At 72.0% G+C, this 18,529-nt stretch carries 14 protein-coding genes and 1 pseudogene; 5 read left to right on the forward strand and 10 right to left on the reverse strand.

Going from position 1 to position 18,529, the window contains the following annotated elements; genetic code table 11:
* Positions 1-49 precede the first annotated feature (49 nt).
* Entirely contained in the window at positions 50-1,276 is a 1,227-nt protein-coding gene (thrS, locus tag ACFZB3_RS40450; RefSeq protein WP_391386174.1) for a threonine--tRNA ligase, read from the forward strand.
* A gap of 16 nt (positions 1,277-1,292) precedes the next feature.
* Here thrS and ACFZB3_RS40455 read toward each other — a convergent pair.
* Positions 1,293-2,014: pseudogene (locus tag ACFZB3_RS40455) on the reverse strand (IS5 family transposase); the annotation flags it as partial.
* A 53-nt stretch (positions 2,015-2,067) separates the two neighbouring features.
* Positions 2,068-2,976: a LysR substrate-binding domain-containing protein gene (locus ACFZB3_RS40460; RefSeq protein WP_391386013.1), complete on the reverse strand. Its 909-nt coding sequence runs from the start codon at positions 2,974-2,976 to the stop codon at positions 2,068-2,070.
* A 133-nt stretch (positions 2,977-3,109) separates the two neighbouring features.
* Between ACFZB3_RS40460 and ACFZB3_RS40465 the strand changes: the two genes are divergently transcribed.
* On the forward strand, positions 3,110-3,997 hold the full coding sequence (locus tag ACFZB3_RS40465) for an NAD-dependent epimerase/dehydratase family protein (protein WP_391386016.1): 888 nt from the start codon (positions 3,110-3,112) through the stop codon (positions 3,995-3,997).
* Between the two features lie 90 nt (positions 3,998-4,087).
* On the opposite strand, the gene ACFZB3_RS40470 is transcribed toward ACFZB3_RS40465, so the two are convergent.
* Complete coding sequence (locus ACFZB3_RS40470; RefSeq protein WP_391386019.1) at positions 4,088-5,794, reverse strand: cholesterol oxidase substrate-binding domain-containing protein; 1,707 nt, start codon at positions 5,792-5,794, stop codon at positions 4,088-4,090.
* 139 nt (positions 5,795-5,933) lie between these two features.
* On the opposite strand from ACFZB3_RS40470, the gene ACFZB3_RS40475 reads away from it, so the two are divergent.
* Positions 5,934-6,917: an aldo/keto reductase gene (locus ACFZB3_RS40475; RefSeq protein ID WP_391386022.1), complete on the forward strand. Its 984-nt coding sequence runs from the start codon at positions 5,934-5,936 to the stop codon at positions 6,915-6,917.
* A 47-nt stretch (positions 6,918-6,964) separates the two neighbouring features.
* Here ACFZB3_RS40475 and ACFZB3_RS40480 read toward each other — a convergent pair whose 3' ends face one another.
* From ACFZB3_RS40480 to ACFZB3_RS40510, 7 genes are all read right to left on the reverse strand, one after another.
* A complete protein-coding gene (locus ACFZB3_RS40480; protein ID WP_391386024.1) occupies positions 6,965-7,390 on the reverse strand; it encodes an SsgA family sporulation/cell division regulator in 426 nt (141 codons plus the stop codon).
* 111 nt (positions 7,391-7,501) lie between these two features.
* Positions 7,502-8,539 (reverse strand): hypothetical protein, encoded by a 1,038-nt coding sequence (locus ACFZB3_RS40485; RefSeq protein ID WP_391386027.1) that lies wholly within the window; start codon positions 8,537-8,539, stop codon positions 7,502-7,504.
* A gap of 154 nt (positions 8,540-8,693) precedes the next feature.
* Complete coding sequence (locus tag ACFZB3_RS40490) at positions 8,694-10,316, reverse strand: protein kinase (protein ID WP_391386030.1); 1,623 nt, start codon at positions 10,314-10,316, stop codon at positions 8,694-8,696.
* 200 nt (positions 10,317-10,516) lie between these two features.
* Entirely contained in the window at positions 10,517-11,479 is a 963-nt protein-coding gene (locus tag ACFZB3_RS40495; protein WP_391386176.1) for a pyridoxal-phosphate dependent enzyme, read from the reverse strand.
* Between the two features lie 134 nt (positions 11,480-11,613).
* On the reverse strand, positions 11,614-12,291 hold the full coding sequence (locus ACFZB3_RS40500) for an AIM24 family protein (RefSeq protein WP_391386033.1): 678 nt from the start codon (positions 12,289-12,291) through the stop codon (positions 11,614-11,616).
* 56 nt (positions 12,292-12,347) lie between these two features.
* Positions 12,348-13,691: a CAP domain-containing protein gene (locus ACFZB3_RS40505; RefSeq protein WP_391386036.1), complete on the reverse strand. Its 1,344-nt coding sequence runs from the start codon at positions 13,689-13,691 to the stop codon at positions 12,348-12,350.
* A gap of 103 nt (positions 13,692-13,794) precedes the next feature.
* Positions 13,795-15,006 (reverse strand): serine hydrolase, encoded by a 1,212-nt coding sequence (locus tag ACFZB3_RS40510; protein WP_391386180.1) that lies wholly within the window; start codon positions 15,004-15,006, stop codon positions 13,795-13,797.
* A gap of 323 nt (positions 15,007-15,329) precedes the next feature.
* Between ACFZB3_RS40510 and ACFZB3_RS40515 the strand changes: the two genes are divergently transcribed.
* Positions 15,330-17,111 (forward strand): M4 family metallopeptidase, encoded by a 1,782-nt coding sequence (locus ACFZB3_RS40515; protein WP_391386039.1) that lies wholly within the window; start codon positions 15,330-15,332, stop codon positions 17,109-17,111.
* A gap of 199 nt (positions 17,112-17,310) precedes the next feature.
* Entirely contained in the window at positions 17,311-18,501 is a 1,191-nt protein-coding gene (locus ACFZB3_RS40520) for an ROK family protein (RefSeq protein ID WP_391386042.1), read from the forward strand.
* Positions 18,502-18,529: the final 28 nt, after the last annotated feature.

The raw sequence follows: 18,529 nt of genomic DNA on the forward strand, positions 1-18,529 counted from the left end.
AGACCCGGTCACTTGCTCCGCACCCTGCAAGGAGACCGCGATGACCACCGTGCACGACCACCGCAAGATCGGCCGTGAACTGGGCCTGTTCGACACCGACCCGCTCATCGGCGTCGGCCTGCCGTACTGGCTGCCCGACGGCGCGACCGTACGGCACACCCTGGAGGAGTACATCCGCGCCGCCGAGCGGCGAGCGGGCTACCAGCACGTGTACTCACCGGTACTCGGCAAGCGGGAGCTGTACGAGATCTCGGGGCACTGGGCGCACTACAGCGACGACATGTTCCCGCCGATGGACCTCGGCGGGGAGCAGGTCGTCCTGCGGCCGAGCCTGTGCCCCCATCACGCGGTGATCTATCGCTCCCGCTCCCACAGCTACCGCGAACTGCCCCTGCGGATGGCCGAACTGGGAGGCATGTACCGCTCCGAACTCTCAGGCGTGCTCGGCGGACTGACCCGGGTACGGGCCATCCAGCTCAACGACGCGCACATCTTCTGCACCCTGGACCAGGTCGCCGGGGAGGCACAGGCGGCGCTGGACATGATCCGACAGGCGTACGAGGCACTCGGCATCACCCCGACCCGTTACCGGCTCTCCCTCCCGGGTCCCGGTGGCAAGTACGTTGCCGCACCCGAGAAATGGCAACGCTCCACCGCCCTGCTGACCGACGTCCTCGACCGCTCCGGCCTGCCCTACGAGGCAGCAGAGGGAGAGGCCGCGTTCTACGGCCCCAAGATCGACGTCCAGGTCACCGACGGCGCGGGCCGGGAGGCCACCCTGTCCACCGTCCAGGTCGACTTCCACCAGCCTGAGCAGTTCGACCTGCACTACATCGGCCCGGACGGCGCCAAGCACCGGCCGGTCATGATCCACCGCAGCATCATCGGCAGCGTGGAACGAGCCGTCGCCCACCTCATCGAACAGCACGGCGGTGCCTTCCCCGCCTGGCTCGCCCCCACTCAGCTGGTCATTCTCCCGATCTCCGACACCGAACTGCCCAACGCCGAAGCCCTCGCCCAACGCTGCACCCGTCTCGGACTGCGTGCCGAAGTCGCGGGACCGGAACGTGGCAGCCTGGGCGCCCGAATCCGAGAGGCCCGCCTGGTTCCCTACCAAGCCGTCATCGGCGCCAAGGAGGCCGCCGACGATCACGTCGCACTGCGCTTGCGGGACGGACGCCGACTCGATCCGCAACCGGTCAGCGACGCACTCACCCACATCAGCGCTCTCATCGGGGATCACAGCACCGAACTGTGGGCCGACCTGGCCTCATAGCAGGCGCCGCGATCACGGTGGGCCGGCCGCCCTTGCTGCCGCGGCGGAAGTGGTTCGCCTGCTGGTTCTCCGGCTCGGGGATCGTGTGCTTGATCCGGCGTCGCCGCAGGTAGCGGCGGTTGCGGCGGGAGGAATACGCCTTATCCCCGCCGAGATGGTCAGGCCGAGTCCGTGGACGCCTGCCGTCCAGCCGGGCGACACGGACACGCTCCAAGACCGGGATGAACTGCGGGGCGTCGCCCCACTGGCCCGGCGTGATCAGCAGGGCCAGTGGGCGGCATCCACCCTCACCAGCAGGGTGAATCTTGCAGGTCAGGCCGCCCCGGGAGCGTCCAATTCCCTCATCAGGGCGGTGCTGCCGAGGCGTGCGTCTTTTCCCAGCAGCCTCGGAGGCTTCCTGCTTGCTCCGGCGGCGTGCTGGTGAGCCCGGCAGGAGGTGGAGTCCACGCTCACCATCGACCAGTCGATACGGCCCTCCGCGTCAGCATCGGCCAGGACAGCCGCGAAAAGCCGGTCCCATGTGCCATCCGCTGACCACCGCCGATGCCGCTCGTACACGGTCTTCCACTTGCCGAAACGCGCAGGCAGATCCCGCCACGGCACCCCGGTCCGGTTCCGGTACAAGATCCCGTTGATGATCCTGAGGTGACAGCCCCAACGTCCCCCACGAAGCCCGGACTTCGGCAGATGCGGCTTCAGCCGAACCCATTCGTCTCTCGTGAGATCTCCCCGCCCCATGCGCATGCCAACGAACCAAGACCGAGACGGTCACAAGATCCGTCGGACAGACCCTAGGCCTGGTCCCGGCCCTGCTCCGGCCCCGTCAGCAGCGCCTCGGCCGACCTGCGGAAGGCGGCCGTCAGCCGGTGGTTGTCCCCGGCTCGGGTTGCCAGGACCACCTGGCTCGGCTCGACGCCGTGCAGCGGGACCGCGGTGAGGTCGGGGCGGATGGTCGCGCCCGGCACCAGGGGCACGATCGCCACGGCCTGCCCGGCGGCGACATGCTCGAACTTGTCCTCCACCGCGCCGATCAGCGGACCGTCGGGTGCCGGGCTGCCGTCCGGCCGGGGGTCGACGCGCCAGAACGCGTTCCAGAGCGGATCCCGCCCCCGGGGCAGCGGCTCGTCGGCGATGTCGTCGAGCGTGACCGACTCCTTCCCGGCCAGCCGGTGGTCCAGCGGGACCACCAGGACCCGCGGCTCGTCGTGGAGGACCGTCACCCGCAACCCGTCGGTGCGCAGCGGCAGCCGGGTCACGACCGCGTCCACGCGCCCCGTCAGCAGGGCCTCGCGCGGCTCGCCCCAGTCGAGGTGCAGGGTCCGCACGTCGGCGTCCGGGAAGCGGCGGCGCAGCTCGCGCACGGCCGGGGTGACGAAGATCCCGTTGATGTAGCCGACGGTGATCCGGCTGGGCTCGGCGGCGGCCCGGGTGACGGCCGCGGCCTCGCCCGCCGCCCGCAGCAGCGCCCGGGCCCGCGGCAGGAACACCTCGCCGGCCTCGGTGAGCAGGGTGCCCTGCGGGGTGCGGTCGAAGAGCCGCGCGCCCAGCACCTGCTCCAGCCGCTGGATCTGCCGGCTCAGCGCGGGCTGGGTGATGTGCAGGACGCCGGCGGCCCGCCCGAAGTGCCGCTGCCCGGCGACCACGGTGAAGTACCGGACGAGCCGCAGATCGAGGTCAGGGGCGGAAGCCGGATCAGCCATGCCCCCAGCATATGGGCGACGACCTGCACCGATGCCTGAAAGGCATTGCGCATTGCGAAAGAGGCTTTGGACGTCCGCCGCCCGTCGGCCGAACGATGGAAGCACCATCCTCTTCCTCGAAGGAGCACCCCTCATGCGGGTATTCGTCACCGGCGGCAGCGGCTTCATCGGCTCCGCCGTCGTCCCCGAACTCCTCGGCGCAGGCCACCGGGTCCTGGCCCTCGCCCGCTCTGAGAAGTCCGCCGAGACCCTGCGGGCGGCGGGCGCCGAAGTCCACCGCGGCAGTCTCGACGACCCCGAGGACCTGGCCGGTACGGCGGCAGGGACCGACGGCGTGATCCATCTGGCCTTCGACCACGACACCTTCCCGGACATGACCCGCGCCGTGGAGACCGACCTCGGCGTGATCGAGGCGATCGGGGCGGCCCTGGCAGGCTCCGGCCGGCCCTTCGTGGTCACCTCGGGAACGATGATGCTCGCCTCGGTCGACGGAGTGGCGACGGAGGCGGACACCCCGGTGCCGGGCACCCACCGCAGCGCCCCCGACCTCGCCGCACTCGCCCTGGCCGGGCGCGGCGTGCGCAGCGCGGTGGTCCGCCTCGCCCCCACGGTGCACGGCCCCGGCGACCAGGGCTTCGTGCCCCGGCTGATCGATGTCGCCCGCGAGAAGGGCGTCGCCGCCTACGTCGGCGACGGCACCAACCGCTGGCCTGCCGTCCACCGCCTGGACGCGGCCCGCCTGTTCCGCCTGGCCCTGGAGTCGGCTCCGGCGGGCACCGCGCTGCACGGCGCCGCCGACGAGGGCATCCCCTTCAAGGACATCGCGGCGGCCATCGGCAGGGGGCTCGACGTACCGGTGAAGAGCATCCCGGCGGAAGAGGCGCAGGCCCACTTCGGCTGGCTGGGCATGGCGGCGTCGATCGACAACGCGACGTCGGGCGAACGGACCAGGAACCTCCTGGGCTGGCAGCCGGAACAGCCGGGTCTGATCGCGGACCTGGCCGAGGGGTCCTATTTCTAGAAGTGGTGCCATGCCTTGAGGCGCCGGTTCGGACAGCGCCCGCAGGGGCGCGGGGAGCTGCGCGACCAGCCCCCACCGAACCCGCAGTCATCAACGGCGCACCAGCACCCCGTCCAAGAACCCGTTGCTGAAAACCCGGTGAGGATCAAGCCGATCAAGTGTCTCGACCGCCGCGTCCCACACCTCACTCCCGAACGACCCCGGAACCCTCGTCCCGAGCACCGCCTCGTCACTCCACACACCCGACTCCGTATAACCCCACCCCTTGGACCACTCGACCCGGGTCCCCTCGAAACGCCCGAACAGAAACTCCTCCAACTCCCGCAGGAACGCCTCCGCATGAGGCGTCCCCGGCAGCGTCAGCACGTCCAGCCACACGGCGGTGTCGGCCCCCTCCCGGGGCCGCACCGCCGACAGCAGCGGCACCTGCGCCCCGGCCACCCCGGCATCGGACGCCTCGTCCAGCCCCGTCACCCGGATCTCCACCGACCCGTTGACCGGGAACCGCCCCGACGCCGCGTACGCGGTGAGCCTCTCCCGGTAGAACGAGGTGAACTCGTGCACCACCCGCTGCACGTCGGAGCGCCGCGTCAGCACCGCGTACCCGTTCGCGCCGACCCGCAGGGTGGTCGGTTTGATGTACAGCAGCGTGTTCTTCGACGCGCCCCAGATGTCCGAGGACAGCGTGGCCACCAACCCGAGCGCCGCCACGTCCAGTTGCGCGTTCCCGAGCACCGGCGCCAGGTACCAGGCCGCGTCGGACACCATCCGCCCCACCAGGTCGGCGACCACGGTCGGCACGTTGTCGGAGAAGGGGTAGTTGTACGGCGCGGTGACGTGCCGCGAGGTGAGCGGCTTGGCCGGCGCCACGCTCCACTCCTTCAGCCACGGGTACTCGGTGAAGGCGAACCAGATCGCCTCCACCCGCCCCGAGCGCCGCAGGAAGCCGTCCAGGGTCCGGCCGCCCGAACCGGGCGCGGCGAACAGCTCGGCGGCCGGGACGTCGGTCCGGCTGACGCACCGCAGACTGCTGTCCGCCCCGACCCGCAGCACGACCTCGGTGACCAGCGCGCGGCCCAGATGCGTCAGCAGCGCCGCACAGTCCGCCTCCTCGCGCCGGAACGTCCGCAGGACGTACGCTCCGGCGCCGCCGTCCCACACCACCGCCGTCAGCTGCAGCACCAGATTGCTCAGCGAGCCGTAGGTGCGGCCGGGCAGCGGCTCCTCGCCGTCGGCCGGTACGGCGGTTCCGTGCGCGTCGATCGCGAGCGCGCCGCCGAGCGTCAGATCGCCCGGCGCGGGCGCGGCGGTGAGCCCGAGGCCGTGGCCTTCCAGGAAGGTGAGCAGCGCCTCCAGGGTGACCCCGGTGCCGGCCCGGACCGCCGAACCGGAGTCCAGGGAGAGCCCCGTGAGACGGCTTGCGGTGTCGACGAGCAGAACCCGGTCGTCGGCTCCGGTCCCCGCCGTGATCGTCAAGGGCGACCAGCCGTGCGAGGAGCCGCGCGCGCGTACCCGCCAACCGTTGCGCCAGGCCCAGTCGACGACCGCGAGCACCTGAGCGGCGTCGTCCGGGGCACAGGCCCACAGCCCGTCGGCGGTGATCTCGCCGGCCCAGTTGCGGTACGCGGAACGGTACGGCGCGACCTCCGCCGGGAATCCGGGCAGCTCGGCGGCGGCCACGGCCGGATCGGCGGCCAGGAGCACCGGAACGGCGGCGAGCGCGGCCGCGGACCGCAGGAAACCCCGACGGCTCCAGTCGTGCGGGGCAGGCAAGTCGTTCGGTGAATGATCAACCATGCCGTCACGCTAGGGGCCGGGTTGACATGCCCTCGCCTTCTGTCCACCACAATCACCCGTGTGAGTGAAGGATTCACAGGCGGCCGCGGGCGGTCCGGCCCGTGACAGCGTTGTCGGTGGCGGATGACAGACTGACGCCATGGACGAACGCGTAATCGGCAGGTCGGGACAGCGGGCATCGGTCGTCGGCCTCGGCACATGGCAGCTCGGCGCCGACTGGGGCGAGGTGGACGACAAGGAGGCGCTCGCCGTCCTGGAGACGGCGGCGGAGTCGGGAGTGACCTTCTTCGACACCGCCGACGTGTACGGCGACGGGCGCAGCGAGCAGACCATCGCCGCCTTCCTGCGCGCCCGGCCGGACCTGAATCTGCTGGTGGCCACCAAGATGGGCCGCCGGGTCGACCAGATCCCGGAGAACTACGTCCTGGACAACTTCCGCGCGTGGAACGACCGGTCGCGCCGCAACCTCGGCGTGGACCGCCTGGACCTGGTGCAGCTGCACTGCCCGCCGACCCCGGTCTACTCCTCCGACGCGGTGTACGACGCCCTCGACACCCTGGTCGAGGAGGAGCGCGTCGCCGCCTACGGCGTCAGCGTCGAGACCAGCGCGGAGGCCCTCACCGCGATCGCCCGCCCCGGCGTGGCCAGCGTGCAGATCATCCTCAACCCGTTCCGCATGAAGCCCCTGTACGAGGTGCTCCCGGCCGCCCGGGAGGCCGGCGTCGGCATCATCGCGCGGGTGCCGCTCGCCTCCGGGCTGCTGTCCGGCAAGTACACCAAGGACACCGTCTTCGCGGCCGACGACCACCGCACCTACAACCGGCACGGCGAGGCCTTCGACCAGGGCGAGACCTTCTCCGGTGTGGACTACGCGACGGGCGTCGAGGCCGCCGCCGAGTTCGCCGCCCTCGCTCCGGAGGGGTTCACCCCCGCCCAGCTCGCGCTGCGCTGGATCATCGACCAGCCGGGCGTGACCACGGTGATCCCGGGCGCCCGCAACCCGGAGCAGGCCCGCGCCAACGCGGCCGCCGAGAAGCTCCCGGAGCTGTCCGGGGAGACGGTCGCCGCGATCCGTGAGCTGTACGACCGCCGGATCAAGGACCAGGTGGAAACCCGCTGGTAGCGGGGCTGCCCGGCACGGAAAGGACGATCCGCACCGCCACCGGCTGCTCAGCCGGTGGCGAGGATCTCCGCGAGCAGGTCGTCCACCGGGACCTCCTCCCGGCCCGGCGGCACCGCCATGTAGGTGTCGCTCAGGAAGGAGGCCAGCGCGGGCGCCCACGCGAACACCACCGCGTGGTGCCGGCTGCCGCCGGGCAGCGGGTCGCCGAGGAAATCCATGCGCACTTCCCTCCAGCGGCCCTGCCGCACGGGACGCAGCCGGACGTCCCCGACCCCGACCGGCTCTCTCAGCCCGTCGTTCAGCATCTCGCGGTCCAGCCGCCACCGGGCGAGCACCCGGCCGTCCAGGGTGAACACCGCGGTGACGGCGAACGGGTCACCGGCGTCGTACGACAGATGGGCGAGGACGGGACAGCGGCCCGACCCGTCCGCCCGGAGCTGGACGACCAGGGTCCTGTGCACGATGGGGTTCACGCGAGTGGCCTCCGAGAACGATCGGCTTGGTGCCCTCTAGTACCCCTCTCACGGGAAAAACGCTCAATCCTGAGCGGAATTGCCCTGCGAGTCCTGCAAGTCCTGTGAAACCTACGAGTCCTGTGTGCTCTTCGTGCCGCGCAGTGCGGCCAGGCAGGAGCCGATGGCCTGCTGGAGGTCCTCCAGGCGCTGGACCATGTCGTCCTCGTAGAAGTCCTGGGCGTCGTCGAAGGTCAGCTCCTCGAACGCCTTGGTCGCCTTCTGGAGGCTGCTGTAGAACTTGGTGCGCTTCTCCTGGACGCGCAGTTCGGGGTCGGCCTCCACCGCCTCCACGACCAGGTTCTTCATCGTGTCGTAGGCCTCGGTCGCCCACTCGCCGGTGTCCTCGTCCTCGTCCAGTTCGTCGAGGAGCGACAGGTGGCGCTCGGCCTCCTGGCGCAGCTCCGACGGCGCGTCGACGGTCTGCCCGGCCGGGGTCTTGATCTGGCCGGACTCGGCGATCTGCCGGACGTAGCCGATCCGGTCGGCCGAGCGGCTCTCGGTGGCGACGGCCTTCTTCAGGTCGGCGGTGCGGACCACGTCCCGGGCCAGCACGGTCTGCAGGTCCGGGTCCTCCTTGATGCGGTCGAGGAGGGCCGAGCGGGCCGCGCGGGCGGTGGACGGGTCGGCGAGGATCGCGGCGCGCAGCGCGGTGGGGTTCTCGGCGACCTCAAGGGCCTTGGTGGGCCGGATGCCCTCGGCCTCGGCGGCCTCCGCGATGGCGGTGCCGCGCTCCGAGGTGGCGCTGTTGCGGGAGACGTAGTAGTCCAACCAGACGTCGGAGTCCGGGAGTTCCACCTCCTGGCCCGGCGCGAGGGCCTCGAAGTGCGGGACCAGACCGTCGTCGGCGGCCCTGTCCCACGCCTTGTAGTAGCGCATGACGCGCTCCGCGGAGCAGCCGGCCAGCTCGGCGAACTCCCTCGCCGACACCTTCGGCGTCTCCTCCGCGCCCTGCCCGCCCGGCCGGACGCTGCGGGCCACCATCAGCCCGAACGTCCAGCCTCCGGTCCGCACGTAGGCGCCGAACTCGCGCGCGTCCCGCGCCACCAGGTCGGAGAGGGGAGCCGGGGACGCGCTGGACGTCTCGGACGGGTCGATCGCTAGGGTCACGGAGGACACTCCTGAAGGCTGCCGAACTGCGTACGTACCGACCGGCAGCCTATATCGACCCATTGGCCGGGGTTTGCCGCACCGTCGAAGACCGGCCGAGCACCCCGTCGCCCGTCGCCCGTCGCCCGTCGCCCGTCGCCCGTCGCCCGTCGCGTCAGCTCGTCGAACCGCGGAACGTCGCGAGGAAGGTCTTCATGGCGAGCTGGTCGGCGGCGTCGTCCCAGGCATCGGCCGGCGTCGTGATGCGCAGCGAGAAACTGCGGCCGCCGCCGAGCAGGAAGCCGCGGCCGAAGGTGTGCACCCGGTCGGCGCCGGTCCCGGAGAGCCACTCCATGTCGGCCGCCTTGTACCCCTGGTAGGTGGTCGCCTTGATCGCGCCGATCAGCTGGTAGCCGTCCAGCTTCTCCAGACCCGGCTCCACCTCGTCCCGCCAGATCGCGACCGGGTCCGGGCCCGCCTGGGTGCTGTAGGTGACGGCCAGGGTCCGCAGGTCGTCGCCGCCAGGGCCGAAGGTGACGCGGTAGGCGACGTCGTCCCGGGCGGTGTCGAGGCGCTTCCAGCCCTTCGGGAGCGCCACGGAGAACCCCTCCGGGGCCGTGTAGCGGCGGAAGCCGGCCGGCAGGGCACCCGCCGAGGCCGAAGCCGAGGGGGAGGGGGTGGCAGCCGCGGAGGCCGACGGGGTGGGCGAGGAGGATGCCGTCCGCGAGGGGGAGGGGCTGGGGGCGTTGCCGTCCGTACGGTTGGCCGGGTCGGCGGTCGTGGCGGAGGCGGTCGGGGCCGAGCCCGCCGAGGAGGCGCCCGGCAGGCCCTGGGTCGCGGCCAGCACCGCGACCGAGACGGTCACGACGGCCAGCGCGGTGCCGCCGATCATGGTGGTTCTGCTCCACCCGGAGGCCCGGGCGGCCACGTAGGCGCCGCGCAGCCGGGAGACGGGGGCGGGCTGTTCGACCGTGTCGGGGTCCTCGTCCAGGACACGTGTCAGTGCCTGACGCACCACGGCCCGGCTCAGCCGTTCACGGGAGTTCTTCCGCAGCAGCCCCTGCACCACCTGGGTCAGCGGGCCGGCCCGCAGCGGGGTGCGCAACGGCAGCCGGTCCACGCCCTTGAGGGTGGCTTCGGCCTTGCCCCGGTCCCGGAACGGCGGCCGCCCCTCGACCATCGTGTAGAGGATCGCGCCGAGCGCCCACAGGTCGGCGGCGGGGCCGATGCGCTCGTCGCGGGCCTGCTCCGGCGAGGCGTACGACGGCGCGGTGACCCGGGGCGCCAGCGTCGCGCCGGCCAGGCCGAACCCGGTGATGACCACCGGGCCCCGCTCGCGGACGAAGATCTGCCCGGGACTGAGCTCGCCGTGCGTGTAGCCGTCGGCGTGCGCGGCCTCCAGCACGTCGAGCACTTCGAGTCCGATGCGCGCGGCCCGTACGTAGTTGAACGTGGACTGCTGGACGAGCAGTTCACTGAGCGGCGTGCCGTCGATCACCTCCGTCACCGTCCACAGCGCGCCCGCCTCCTCGAAGGCGTCGATCACCATGGCGACCCGGCCGGGCCGCAGCGCGCTCATCACCTCCGAGGAACGCAGAATGCGGGCGGTGGCCCGGCGCACGGTGTCCTCGGTGGGCGCCTCGGGAAACGCGATCTCCGTCACCAGCCGCGGTCGCTCGGCCTGCACGTCCTCCGCGTACCAGCTGACGCGGTTCGGCTCGCGGTCGGCGACTTCGAGGAGCCGGTACCTTCCTGCGACCATTTCCTGTGCGGAGACATGCGCCTTGACCATCGTCATCCCTCGCTGAAACCCCTGCCTCGTCATTAACCAGAAGTACGCGGGGCGAGCCCGGGTTTGTTCAAAGAATCTGCAACTCGGGGACCGTTCTTGCCTTTTATTCAAGTGGCCGCACCGGCCGGGAACTTGGGGAAAACAGTGAATGGCCGGGCTTCGACCTGCGGGTAACCGACGGTAAAAGCCCGGCTGCGATCCGCTGGTCAGTCCAGTCCGAAGCGCGCGGTCCACTCCGAGATCTCCTGGTGCGTGACATTGCCCCCGCAGACCACGAGGCCGATCCGCGCCCCGTCGCCCACCCGCTCCCGCACCTGCCGGGCCGCGGGCAGCAGACAGCCGGCGGCCGGCTCGGTCCACACCTTGGCGTGCTCGGCGAACTCCAGGCTGCCCCGCACCGCCTCCCGGTCCGGCACCACCAGCACCTCCTCCACCAGCGCCGCCGCGTGGTCGTACGTCAGCCGGGACACCGACGGCGCGCTGAGCGTCGTCACGATCGACGACACCGCGACCGGCAGCGGACCGCCCGCCGAGAGCGCCTCGGACATCGCCTGCGCGCCGGCCGTCTCCACGCCCCACACCCGCACCCCGGGGCGGCGGGCCCGCAGCGCGGCCGCGACGCCGGCGATCAGGCCCCCGCCGCCGATGCTGACGACCACGTCGGTGAGGTCGTCGTCCGCGTCCTCGGCGAGCTCCAGGCCCACCGTGCCCTGCCCGGCGATCACCACCGGGTCGTCGAAGGGGTGGACCAGGGTGAGCCCCTCGTCCCGCAGCCGCGGCACCAGCTCGAACGCCGAGCCCATGCCGTCGGTGAGCCGCACCGACGCCCCGGCCGCCTCGACCAGCCGGATCGACCGGGCGGGCGCGGTACGGGGCATCACCACGGTCGCTTTCACGTCGAGGGCCGCGGCCATCACCGCGAGGGCGATGCCGTGGTTGCCGCCGCTGACCGCGACCACACCGGCCGCCCGCTCCGCCTCGCTCAGCGACAGCAGCTTCGCCGCGGCCCCGCGTGCCTTGAAGGAGCCGGTGCGCTGGAGGAGTTCCAGCTTGGCGGTGACCGGGACGCCGAGCAGCTCCGACAGGCCGGGGCTGGGCACGGTGGGGGTACGGACGACGTGTCCCGCGACCAGCCGGGCCGCGGCTTCGATGTCCGAGATGCCGATGATGCCGTTCAAGGCGGTTCACCCTTCCGGCGCGGGGGCGACGGTCCGCGCCGTTGGCACCCTCACCCGGCCGGACCGCCCTGGTCAACCCGCCCCCGCCGGGGCGGCCGGGCCACGTGGACCAGGGCCGCCGGACGTCAGTGCTGCTGTGCCTTCTGCGGGGTCAGCTCGCTCGGCCGGACCACGACGTACCCCTCGCCCTGGAGCATCAGCTGGACCGCTTCGCCCGAACCGCCGCGCAGCATCGACCCGATGGACTGCGAGCGGTGCAGCGAGGTCTGCAGGTGCGCGGTCCAGCCCACCACCGCGTCCGTGTCGACGTACACCGGGGCCTGCGGCGAGACCGGGATCACCAGCGGGTTGCCGTCGCAGACCAGGCCGAGCCGGCCGTGTCCGGAGAACACGCTGTTGAACAGGCCGCCGCCGGCGATGCCGGAGCCCTTCACCGTCCTGATCTCGTACGCCAGCGTGGCGTCGAAACACAGGACGTTGCGGCCGTTCACCGTGAACTGGTCACCCGGCTCTATCTCGACGATGAAGCAGTTCTGCGCCTCGTGCGCGAACCAGGCCTCGCCCTGGCCCTGCACGGACATCAGCGGCAGCCCCTCGCCGGTGACCGCGCGCTTGAGCATGCCGCCCACGCCCTGGCCCTTGCGCTCGAACTTCAGGCTGCCGCGGTGCGCGATCATCGCGCCCTGGCGGGCGTACATCTCGCCGTTCACGGCGTACTTGACGCATTTCGCGTTCTCGACGGTCATGCCCGGCTCGGTCGCCGGTGCCACCATGTGCTGACTGGAAAAGAGATCACCCTTCATGCGGGGCATGGTGTCCCGGACGGACTCGTTCCGCCAAGATCACGGACGGTACCGGTTCAGGCACCGAACAGCTGGGTCCAGTAGGTACCGGCCCGGCCGCCCCCGGCGAAGCCGATGCCTATGTGCGTGAAGTCCGGTTTGAGGATGTTGGCCCGGTGCCCCGGGCTGTTCATCCAGCCCTCCACCACCTCGGCCGCGGAACGCTGGCCGCAGGCGATGTTCTCGCCGATGGTGCGCCGCCGGGAGCCCGCGGCGGCGGCCCGGTCCCAGGGCTGGGTGCCCTCGGGGGAGGTGTGCGCGTAGAAGTCCCGGGTCGCCATGTCCGTGCTGTACGCCTGCGCGGCCGCCGCCAGCTGCGGATCCGCCGCGAGCGGCCGCAGCCCGGCCCTGGTGCGCTCCCGGTTGGTGAGGTCGGCGACCTCGGCGCGGGTGCGGGTCAGTTCGGCCTGGGTGAGGGGTCTGGCCCACAGCGCGGTCCAGTAGGTGTCCCCGTCCCGCGGGCCGCGGGCGTGCGCGAGGCCCGCGTGGGTGAACGCCGGGTCGAGCAGGGTGCGCCGGGCGTCCTCGGCGCGCAGGCAGTAGTCGACGAACTCGGCCGGGGTGCGGGGGCCGGAGACGAGGTGTTCGCCGACGGTGACATAGGCGAATCCGGTGGCGCTGATCCGCTGGTGGACGGAGACGCCGTCAGGGCCCTCGCCGGCCAGCCGTCCCGCGTCGGCCATCGCCGTGGCGTGGGCGAGGGCGGCGGAGGTGAGCCGGGGGTCCGGGGCCACCGGCGGGCGGCCGGACCGGGCGCGGGCGGAGTTGACCAGGCCCAGCAGGCCGTCCGGATCGGGGAGCGCGGCCGCCGAGGGGCGGGCCGGGGAGGCCGCCGTGCGCTGGGCCGGGATCGTGGCGCGGAAACCGGGGGACGGCTGCCGGTCCTCGACCACGTCGACCCCGAAGTCCCGGGCCAGCCCCGCCAGTCCGTCCGCGTATCCCTGGCCGATCGCGCGCAGCTTCCAGCCGGTGCCCCGGCGGTATATCTCGGAGAGCAGCAGCAGGGTCTCCGTCTGCGGGCGCGCCGGTGCGAAGCGCGCCACCGTGCGGCCGAGGCGGTCGGTCACGTGCAGGGTGGCGGCGGGCAGCCGGCCGAGCGGGGTGCCGGACTCGGCGGCGGTGACCGTGAGGGTGACGCGCTGGGCGCCGGCCCGCAGCAGGGCCGGCTCGACGGTCAGCGTGTCCCCGCGCAGCCGGACGCCGGGCGCGTCCGGCTGGTTGTAGAAGACGAAGTCGGCGTCGCCGCCGACCTTGCCGCTCTCGTCGGTGATCAGCGCCGACACGTCGAAGGGACCGGGCACCCGCAGCGTCAGCGCGCCGCCCGGAAGGGGCAGATTGCCCCCGGGGACCAGCTCGCTCATCGCGCCGCCTCTACGAGGTCAGGGGGCCGAACGTCGCGCCCGGTGGGGGAGTCGCCGGTTGAACGTCCGGCCCGGGCGCGAGGTTCCCTCCGGAATCGGGGCGCTACTGCTCGCGCGGCGCGGCCGGTGCCACGTCCTCGCGCTCCAGCGGCACGGGCGCGCTCCGCGGGGACTTCTGCTTGCCGCAGAACGCTGGCTCCAGCGTGGCCGCCAGCGTGTTGAGCACGTCGGAGCTGTTGGAGGCGTTGGCCAGCGCGGTGACGCTGCGCTTGCCGTCCTTGCTGGTGAAGGCGTACGTGTAGTAGCCCTGCACGGCGCCCGTGTGGCCGTACACCGAGATTCCGCAGGACAGGTCGCGGCGGCGCAGCCCGAGGCCGTAGGAGGTGTTGGCGTTGACGCGGGTGAAGCGCTCCATCTCCGCGAGGCGGGCGGTCGACGTCAGCTTGCCGCGCACCAGCGCCGAGTAGAACGTGTCGAGGTCGCGGGCGCTGGAGATGATGGCGCCCGCGCTCTGTGCCCAGGAGACCGTCTGGTTCGTGGCGTCGACGGGCGTGGCGCCCGCCCGGTCCGCGGTGAGGTAGCCGCTGGCGTGCAGCCCGGGGATCTTCGTGTCGGGGTGCACGTAGAAGGTGTCGTTCAGCTTGAGCGGCTTGAAGATGCGGTTCTCGTACTCCGTGCGCACGCTGTGCCCGGTGAGCTTCTCGATCAGCATGCCGGCGACCACGAAGTTGGTGTTGGAGTACGAGTAGGCGGCGCCCGGCGCGTTGGTGCGCGCCTTCTTCAGGGACAGGTCCACCAGCTGGCGGTAGGTGAAGACCTTGTTGCGCACGGCCTCGAAGCCGGACACGCTGCTGGCGAACATGTCGTTGGTGTAGTCGTACAGACCGCTGCGGTGGCTCAGTACGTGCCGCACGGTGATGCGGTCGTCCGGCAGCAGGCCGGGCAGGTAGCGGTTGACCGGCGCGTCCAGCGCGAGCTTGTGCTCGTCCACCAGCTGCAGCAGGACCACTGCCGAGAACGTCTTGGTGACGCTGCCCACCCGGAAGCGGTCGGCGGTGGTGAGGGCCCGCCGGCTCCCGCGGTCGGCGATGCCCTGCGCGGACCGGTAGACCGTCGTGCCGTCGTCGATGCGGGCCATCGCGCCGGGCGCGCCCTTCGCCACCACCGAACGCAGCACCGCGGCCAGCCCCGCGGTGTCGGGCGCCGGGAGGGCGGTGGCCGCCCGCGCCGTCGCCGCCGTCTTCAGGGGCGCCGCCTGGGCCGGGACCGCGAGCAGTGACAGCGTCACCGCCCCGAGCACCGCACTTCTGCACATCATTGCCGAGACCATTCGGACCTGTTCCTCTCTGAGCCGTCTTCGATGCGAGATGAGTCACATTCGGTTCGGGGAACCCTCTCGCATCCCGTCACATCTCCACAGCCGACGCACAGTTGGTCACTCCTTGATCACCGTGCGGTGCGGATTCGCCAAGTATTGCCACGAAAAGCAAGAAAAGCGACGAATTGCGCTTTACATGGACATGATTCGTCCGGAAGGGTTGCGGCCCGGGGCCCGACCAGCCCCCTGGGCACCCAACGGCGCCCTGCCGCAAGGCGGTTGGTGACCCCGGCCGCCTTCGAACGAAGGAACCCTGATCAGTGCGTAGTGCGCACATACGCAGCGTGGCGGTCGCCGTCGCCGTGACGACGGCTGCCACGGGCCTGGCCGGTACGGCCTTCGCCGGTCCCGCGACGGGGGAACGACAGCAGACCGCGGCCTCCGCGACGACGGCCGCGCAGGTGGTGGCAGCCGCCCGGGCCGCAGCCTTCGCCCATGCCTCGGCGACCGGAGTCGGCGCGGGCGACGAACTCCAGCCGCAGGACGTGATGGTCGACCCCGAGGGGGCCCGCCACGTCCGCTTCGTCCGCACCCACCGGGGGATGCCGGTGCTCGGCGGCGACCTCGTCGTCCATCTTTCCCACCGGTTGGCCTACACCGGTGTCACCCGCGCGGCCGACCACGCCGTCGGGCCCGCCGCCACCGAGGCGAAGCTGACCGCCCGGCAGGCCGAGGAGAAGGCCGCCGCGGCCGCCGACGGCGACGCCGGCACCGCCCAGCTCGTGGTGGACGCCCGGGACGGCGCCGCCGCCCTCGCCTACCAGGTGACCGTCGACGGCTCCGACGGCTCCAGCACGGTCGTCGTCGACGCCCTCACCGGCGAGGTGCGCAGCAACACGCCGGACAGCGACGAGTTCCTCTCACCCAAGCTGCTCAAGGCCCTCCGCAGCCACGGCGAGACCCTCGACCCGGCCACCGGCACCGGCGCGCAGGCCCAGGCCCTCGCCGGCGCGTCCGTCTCCGCCGCCGCCCACTACCCGGTGACCGCCCACGGCTCCGGCAGGTCCCTCTTCGTCGGCAAGGTCCCGCTCACCACCACGCAGACCGCCCGCAAGAGCTTCCTGCTCAAGGACCCCACCCGCTACGGCACCGAGACCCGGGACGCCAAGGGCAGGGAGACCGAGAGCTTCGGCCAGGGCGCCAAGTTCACCAGCACCACCGACAGCTGGGGCAACGGCACCACCGCCAACCGGGGCAGCGCCGCCGCCGACGCCCAGTACGGCATCACCGAGACCCTGGACTTCTACAAGAAGACCTTCGGCCGCAAGGGCATAGCGAACAACTCCAAGCCCGCCCGCGCCATGGTCCACTGGGGCAAGAAGGTCGGCAACGCCTTCTGGGACTCCGCCTGCGGCTGCATGCTGTACGGCGACGGGGACGGCGACGAGATCAAGAAGCCGCTGGTCGTCCTCGACGTCACCGGCCACGAGCTGACCCACGGCGTGGTGGACGCCACCGCCAAGCTCGAACCGACGTACGTCGACAACGACGGCAACCAGTTCGGCGAACCGGGCGCGCTGAACGAGTCGCTGGCCGACATCTTCGGCTCCGGCGTGGAGTTCTTCGCCAACAACCAGAAGAACCCGCCGAACTACCTGCTGGGCGAGAAGCTGGGCCTGCGCCAGAAGTTCCTGCGCCGCCTCGACCACCCCTCGCTCGACCGCCTCGAAGGCACCGTCGACTACTGGTCGCCCGAGGTCGCGAACGCCGAGGTGCACGCCGGCTCCGGCGTCTCCTCGCACGCCTTCTACCTGCTCGCCGAGGGCAGCGGCCGCAAGACGATCGGCGCCACCACCTACGACTCGCCGACCTACGACGGGTCCACGGTCACCGGCATCGGCCGCGCCAAGGCCACGGCGATCTTCTACCGTGCCCTGACCCGGTACATGGTCTCCTCGACCGACTTCCACGACGCGCGGATCGCGACGCTGAAGGCGGCCACGGACCTCTACGGCGCGAGCAGCGTCGAGTACCGCACGGTCGACCAGGCCTGGGCCGCGGTGAACGTCACCGAGGCCGACACGCCGGCCGCCCGCCACTGACGGGCGCGCCCCGCCGCTGGTCCGGGTGCCCCGTCGGGGGGCTGGGTACCCGGATCGGCCGCGCTCGTGGAACACGAACACGAGCCAACGGCCCCGTCCCACCCGCCATTTGAAGGCCACGGGAGCCTCACAGTCAACCATCAGGTGATTCCTGTTTCTTTTATTGACAGCGGAAAATAAGCCACCTAAGTTCCCGGCCATGCGCTCCACCTCCCGTGCCGAGACGTTCCCGGCCCACACGCCGGCCGTCTCGCAGATCTTCACCACGGTCCTGTCCCACGGCCCCCTCACCCGGCTGGAGGCGGCCCGCCGGGCCGGGCTGTCGCCGGCGGCCGTGACCAAGGCCGTCCGGCCGCTCCTCGCGGCCGGGTACCTGGCGGAGGACGCCGACGGCGAGGCCCGGCCCGCCCTCGGGCGCCCCGCCAACCTGGTACGGGTGGACGGCGGACGCGCGCTGTTCATCGGGGTCAAGGTCACCGGCGACGAGGTCATCGCGGTCCTCACCGACCTGTGCTGCCGGATCCTGCTGGCCCGCCGCCTCCCGGTCACCGACCGCGCGGCCAGGGCCGTCCTGACCTCCGTCGCCGATCTCACCCACGAACTGCGCACCGAGGCCGAGGACTTCGGCGCCCCCGTGCTCGGCCTCGGCATCGCCGTCTCCGGCGACGTGGACCGCGCCGAAGGGGTGGTGCGCTACTCGCCCTTCCTCGACTGGCGGGACGTGGCCCTCGCCGAACTCGCCGCCATGACCACCGGGTTGCCGGTCGTCGTCGACAACGACGTACGCGCCCTGACCGTCGCCGAGCAGTGGTTCGGCGCCGGGGTCGGGCTCTCCGACTTCGCCGTCGTCACCGTCGGCGCCGGCATCGGCTGCGGACTGGTGATCCACGGCCGGGTGGTGTCCGGCGCGCACGGCGTGGCGGGGGAGATCGGGCACGTGGCCATCGACCCGGCCGGACCCCTCTGCCACTGCGGCAACCGGGGCTGCGTGGAGGCGATCGCGGGGGACGCCGCGATCGTCACCCGCATGCGGGAGGTGACCGGCCGTCAGGTCGCCGACTCCGCGGCCGCGGTGGCCCTCGCCCACGAGGGCGTGCCCGGAGCGCGCGAGGTGTACGCCAGGGCCGGCGAGGCCATCGGCCGGGGTATCGCGACGGTGGCCAACCTCTTCGGCCCCGAACGAGTGATCATCTCCGGCGAGGGACTCGCCGCCTACGACCTCTTCGCCGAGCAGATCCTCGACTCGTTCACCGCGGCCGCCTTCGGCTCCGCCGCGCAGAGCGACGTACAGACCCGCCCGCTCCCCTTCGAGGAGTGGGCGCGCGGGGCCGCGGCCGCCGCGATCCAGTCCTTCATCACCTCTTCTCCCACACCGACGGGCAAGGGCTGAGCCGCCCAAGACCCCGAACCCTGGAGGG

It is taken from the genome of Streptomyces sp. NPDC008092 (assembly GCF_042957285.1).
In the GTDB taxonomy this organism is placed as follows: domain Bacteria; phylum Actinomycetota; class Actinomycetes; order Streptomycetales; family Streptomycetaceae; genus Streptomyces.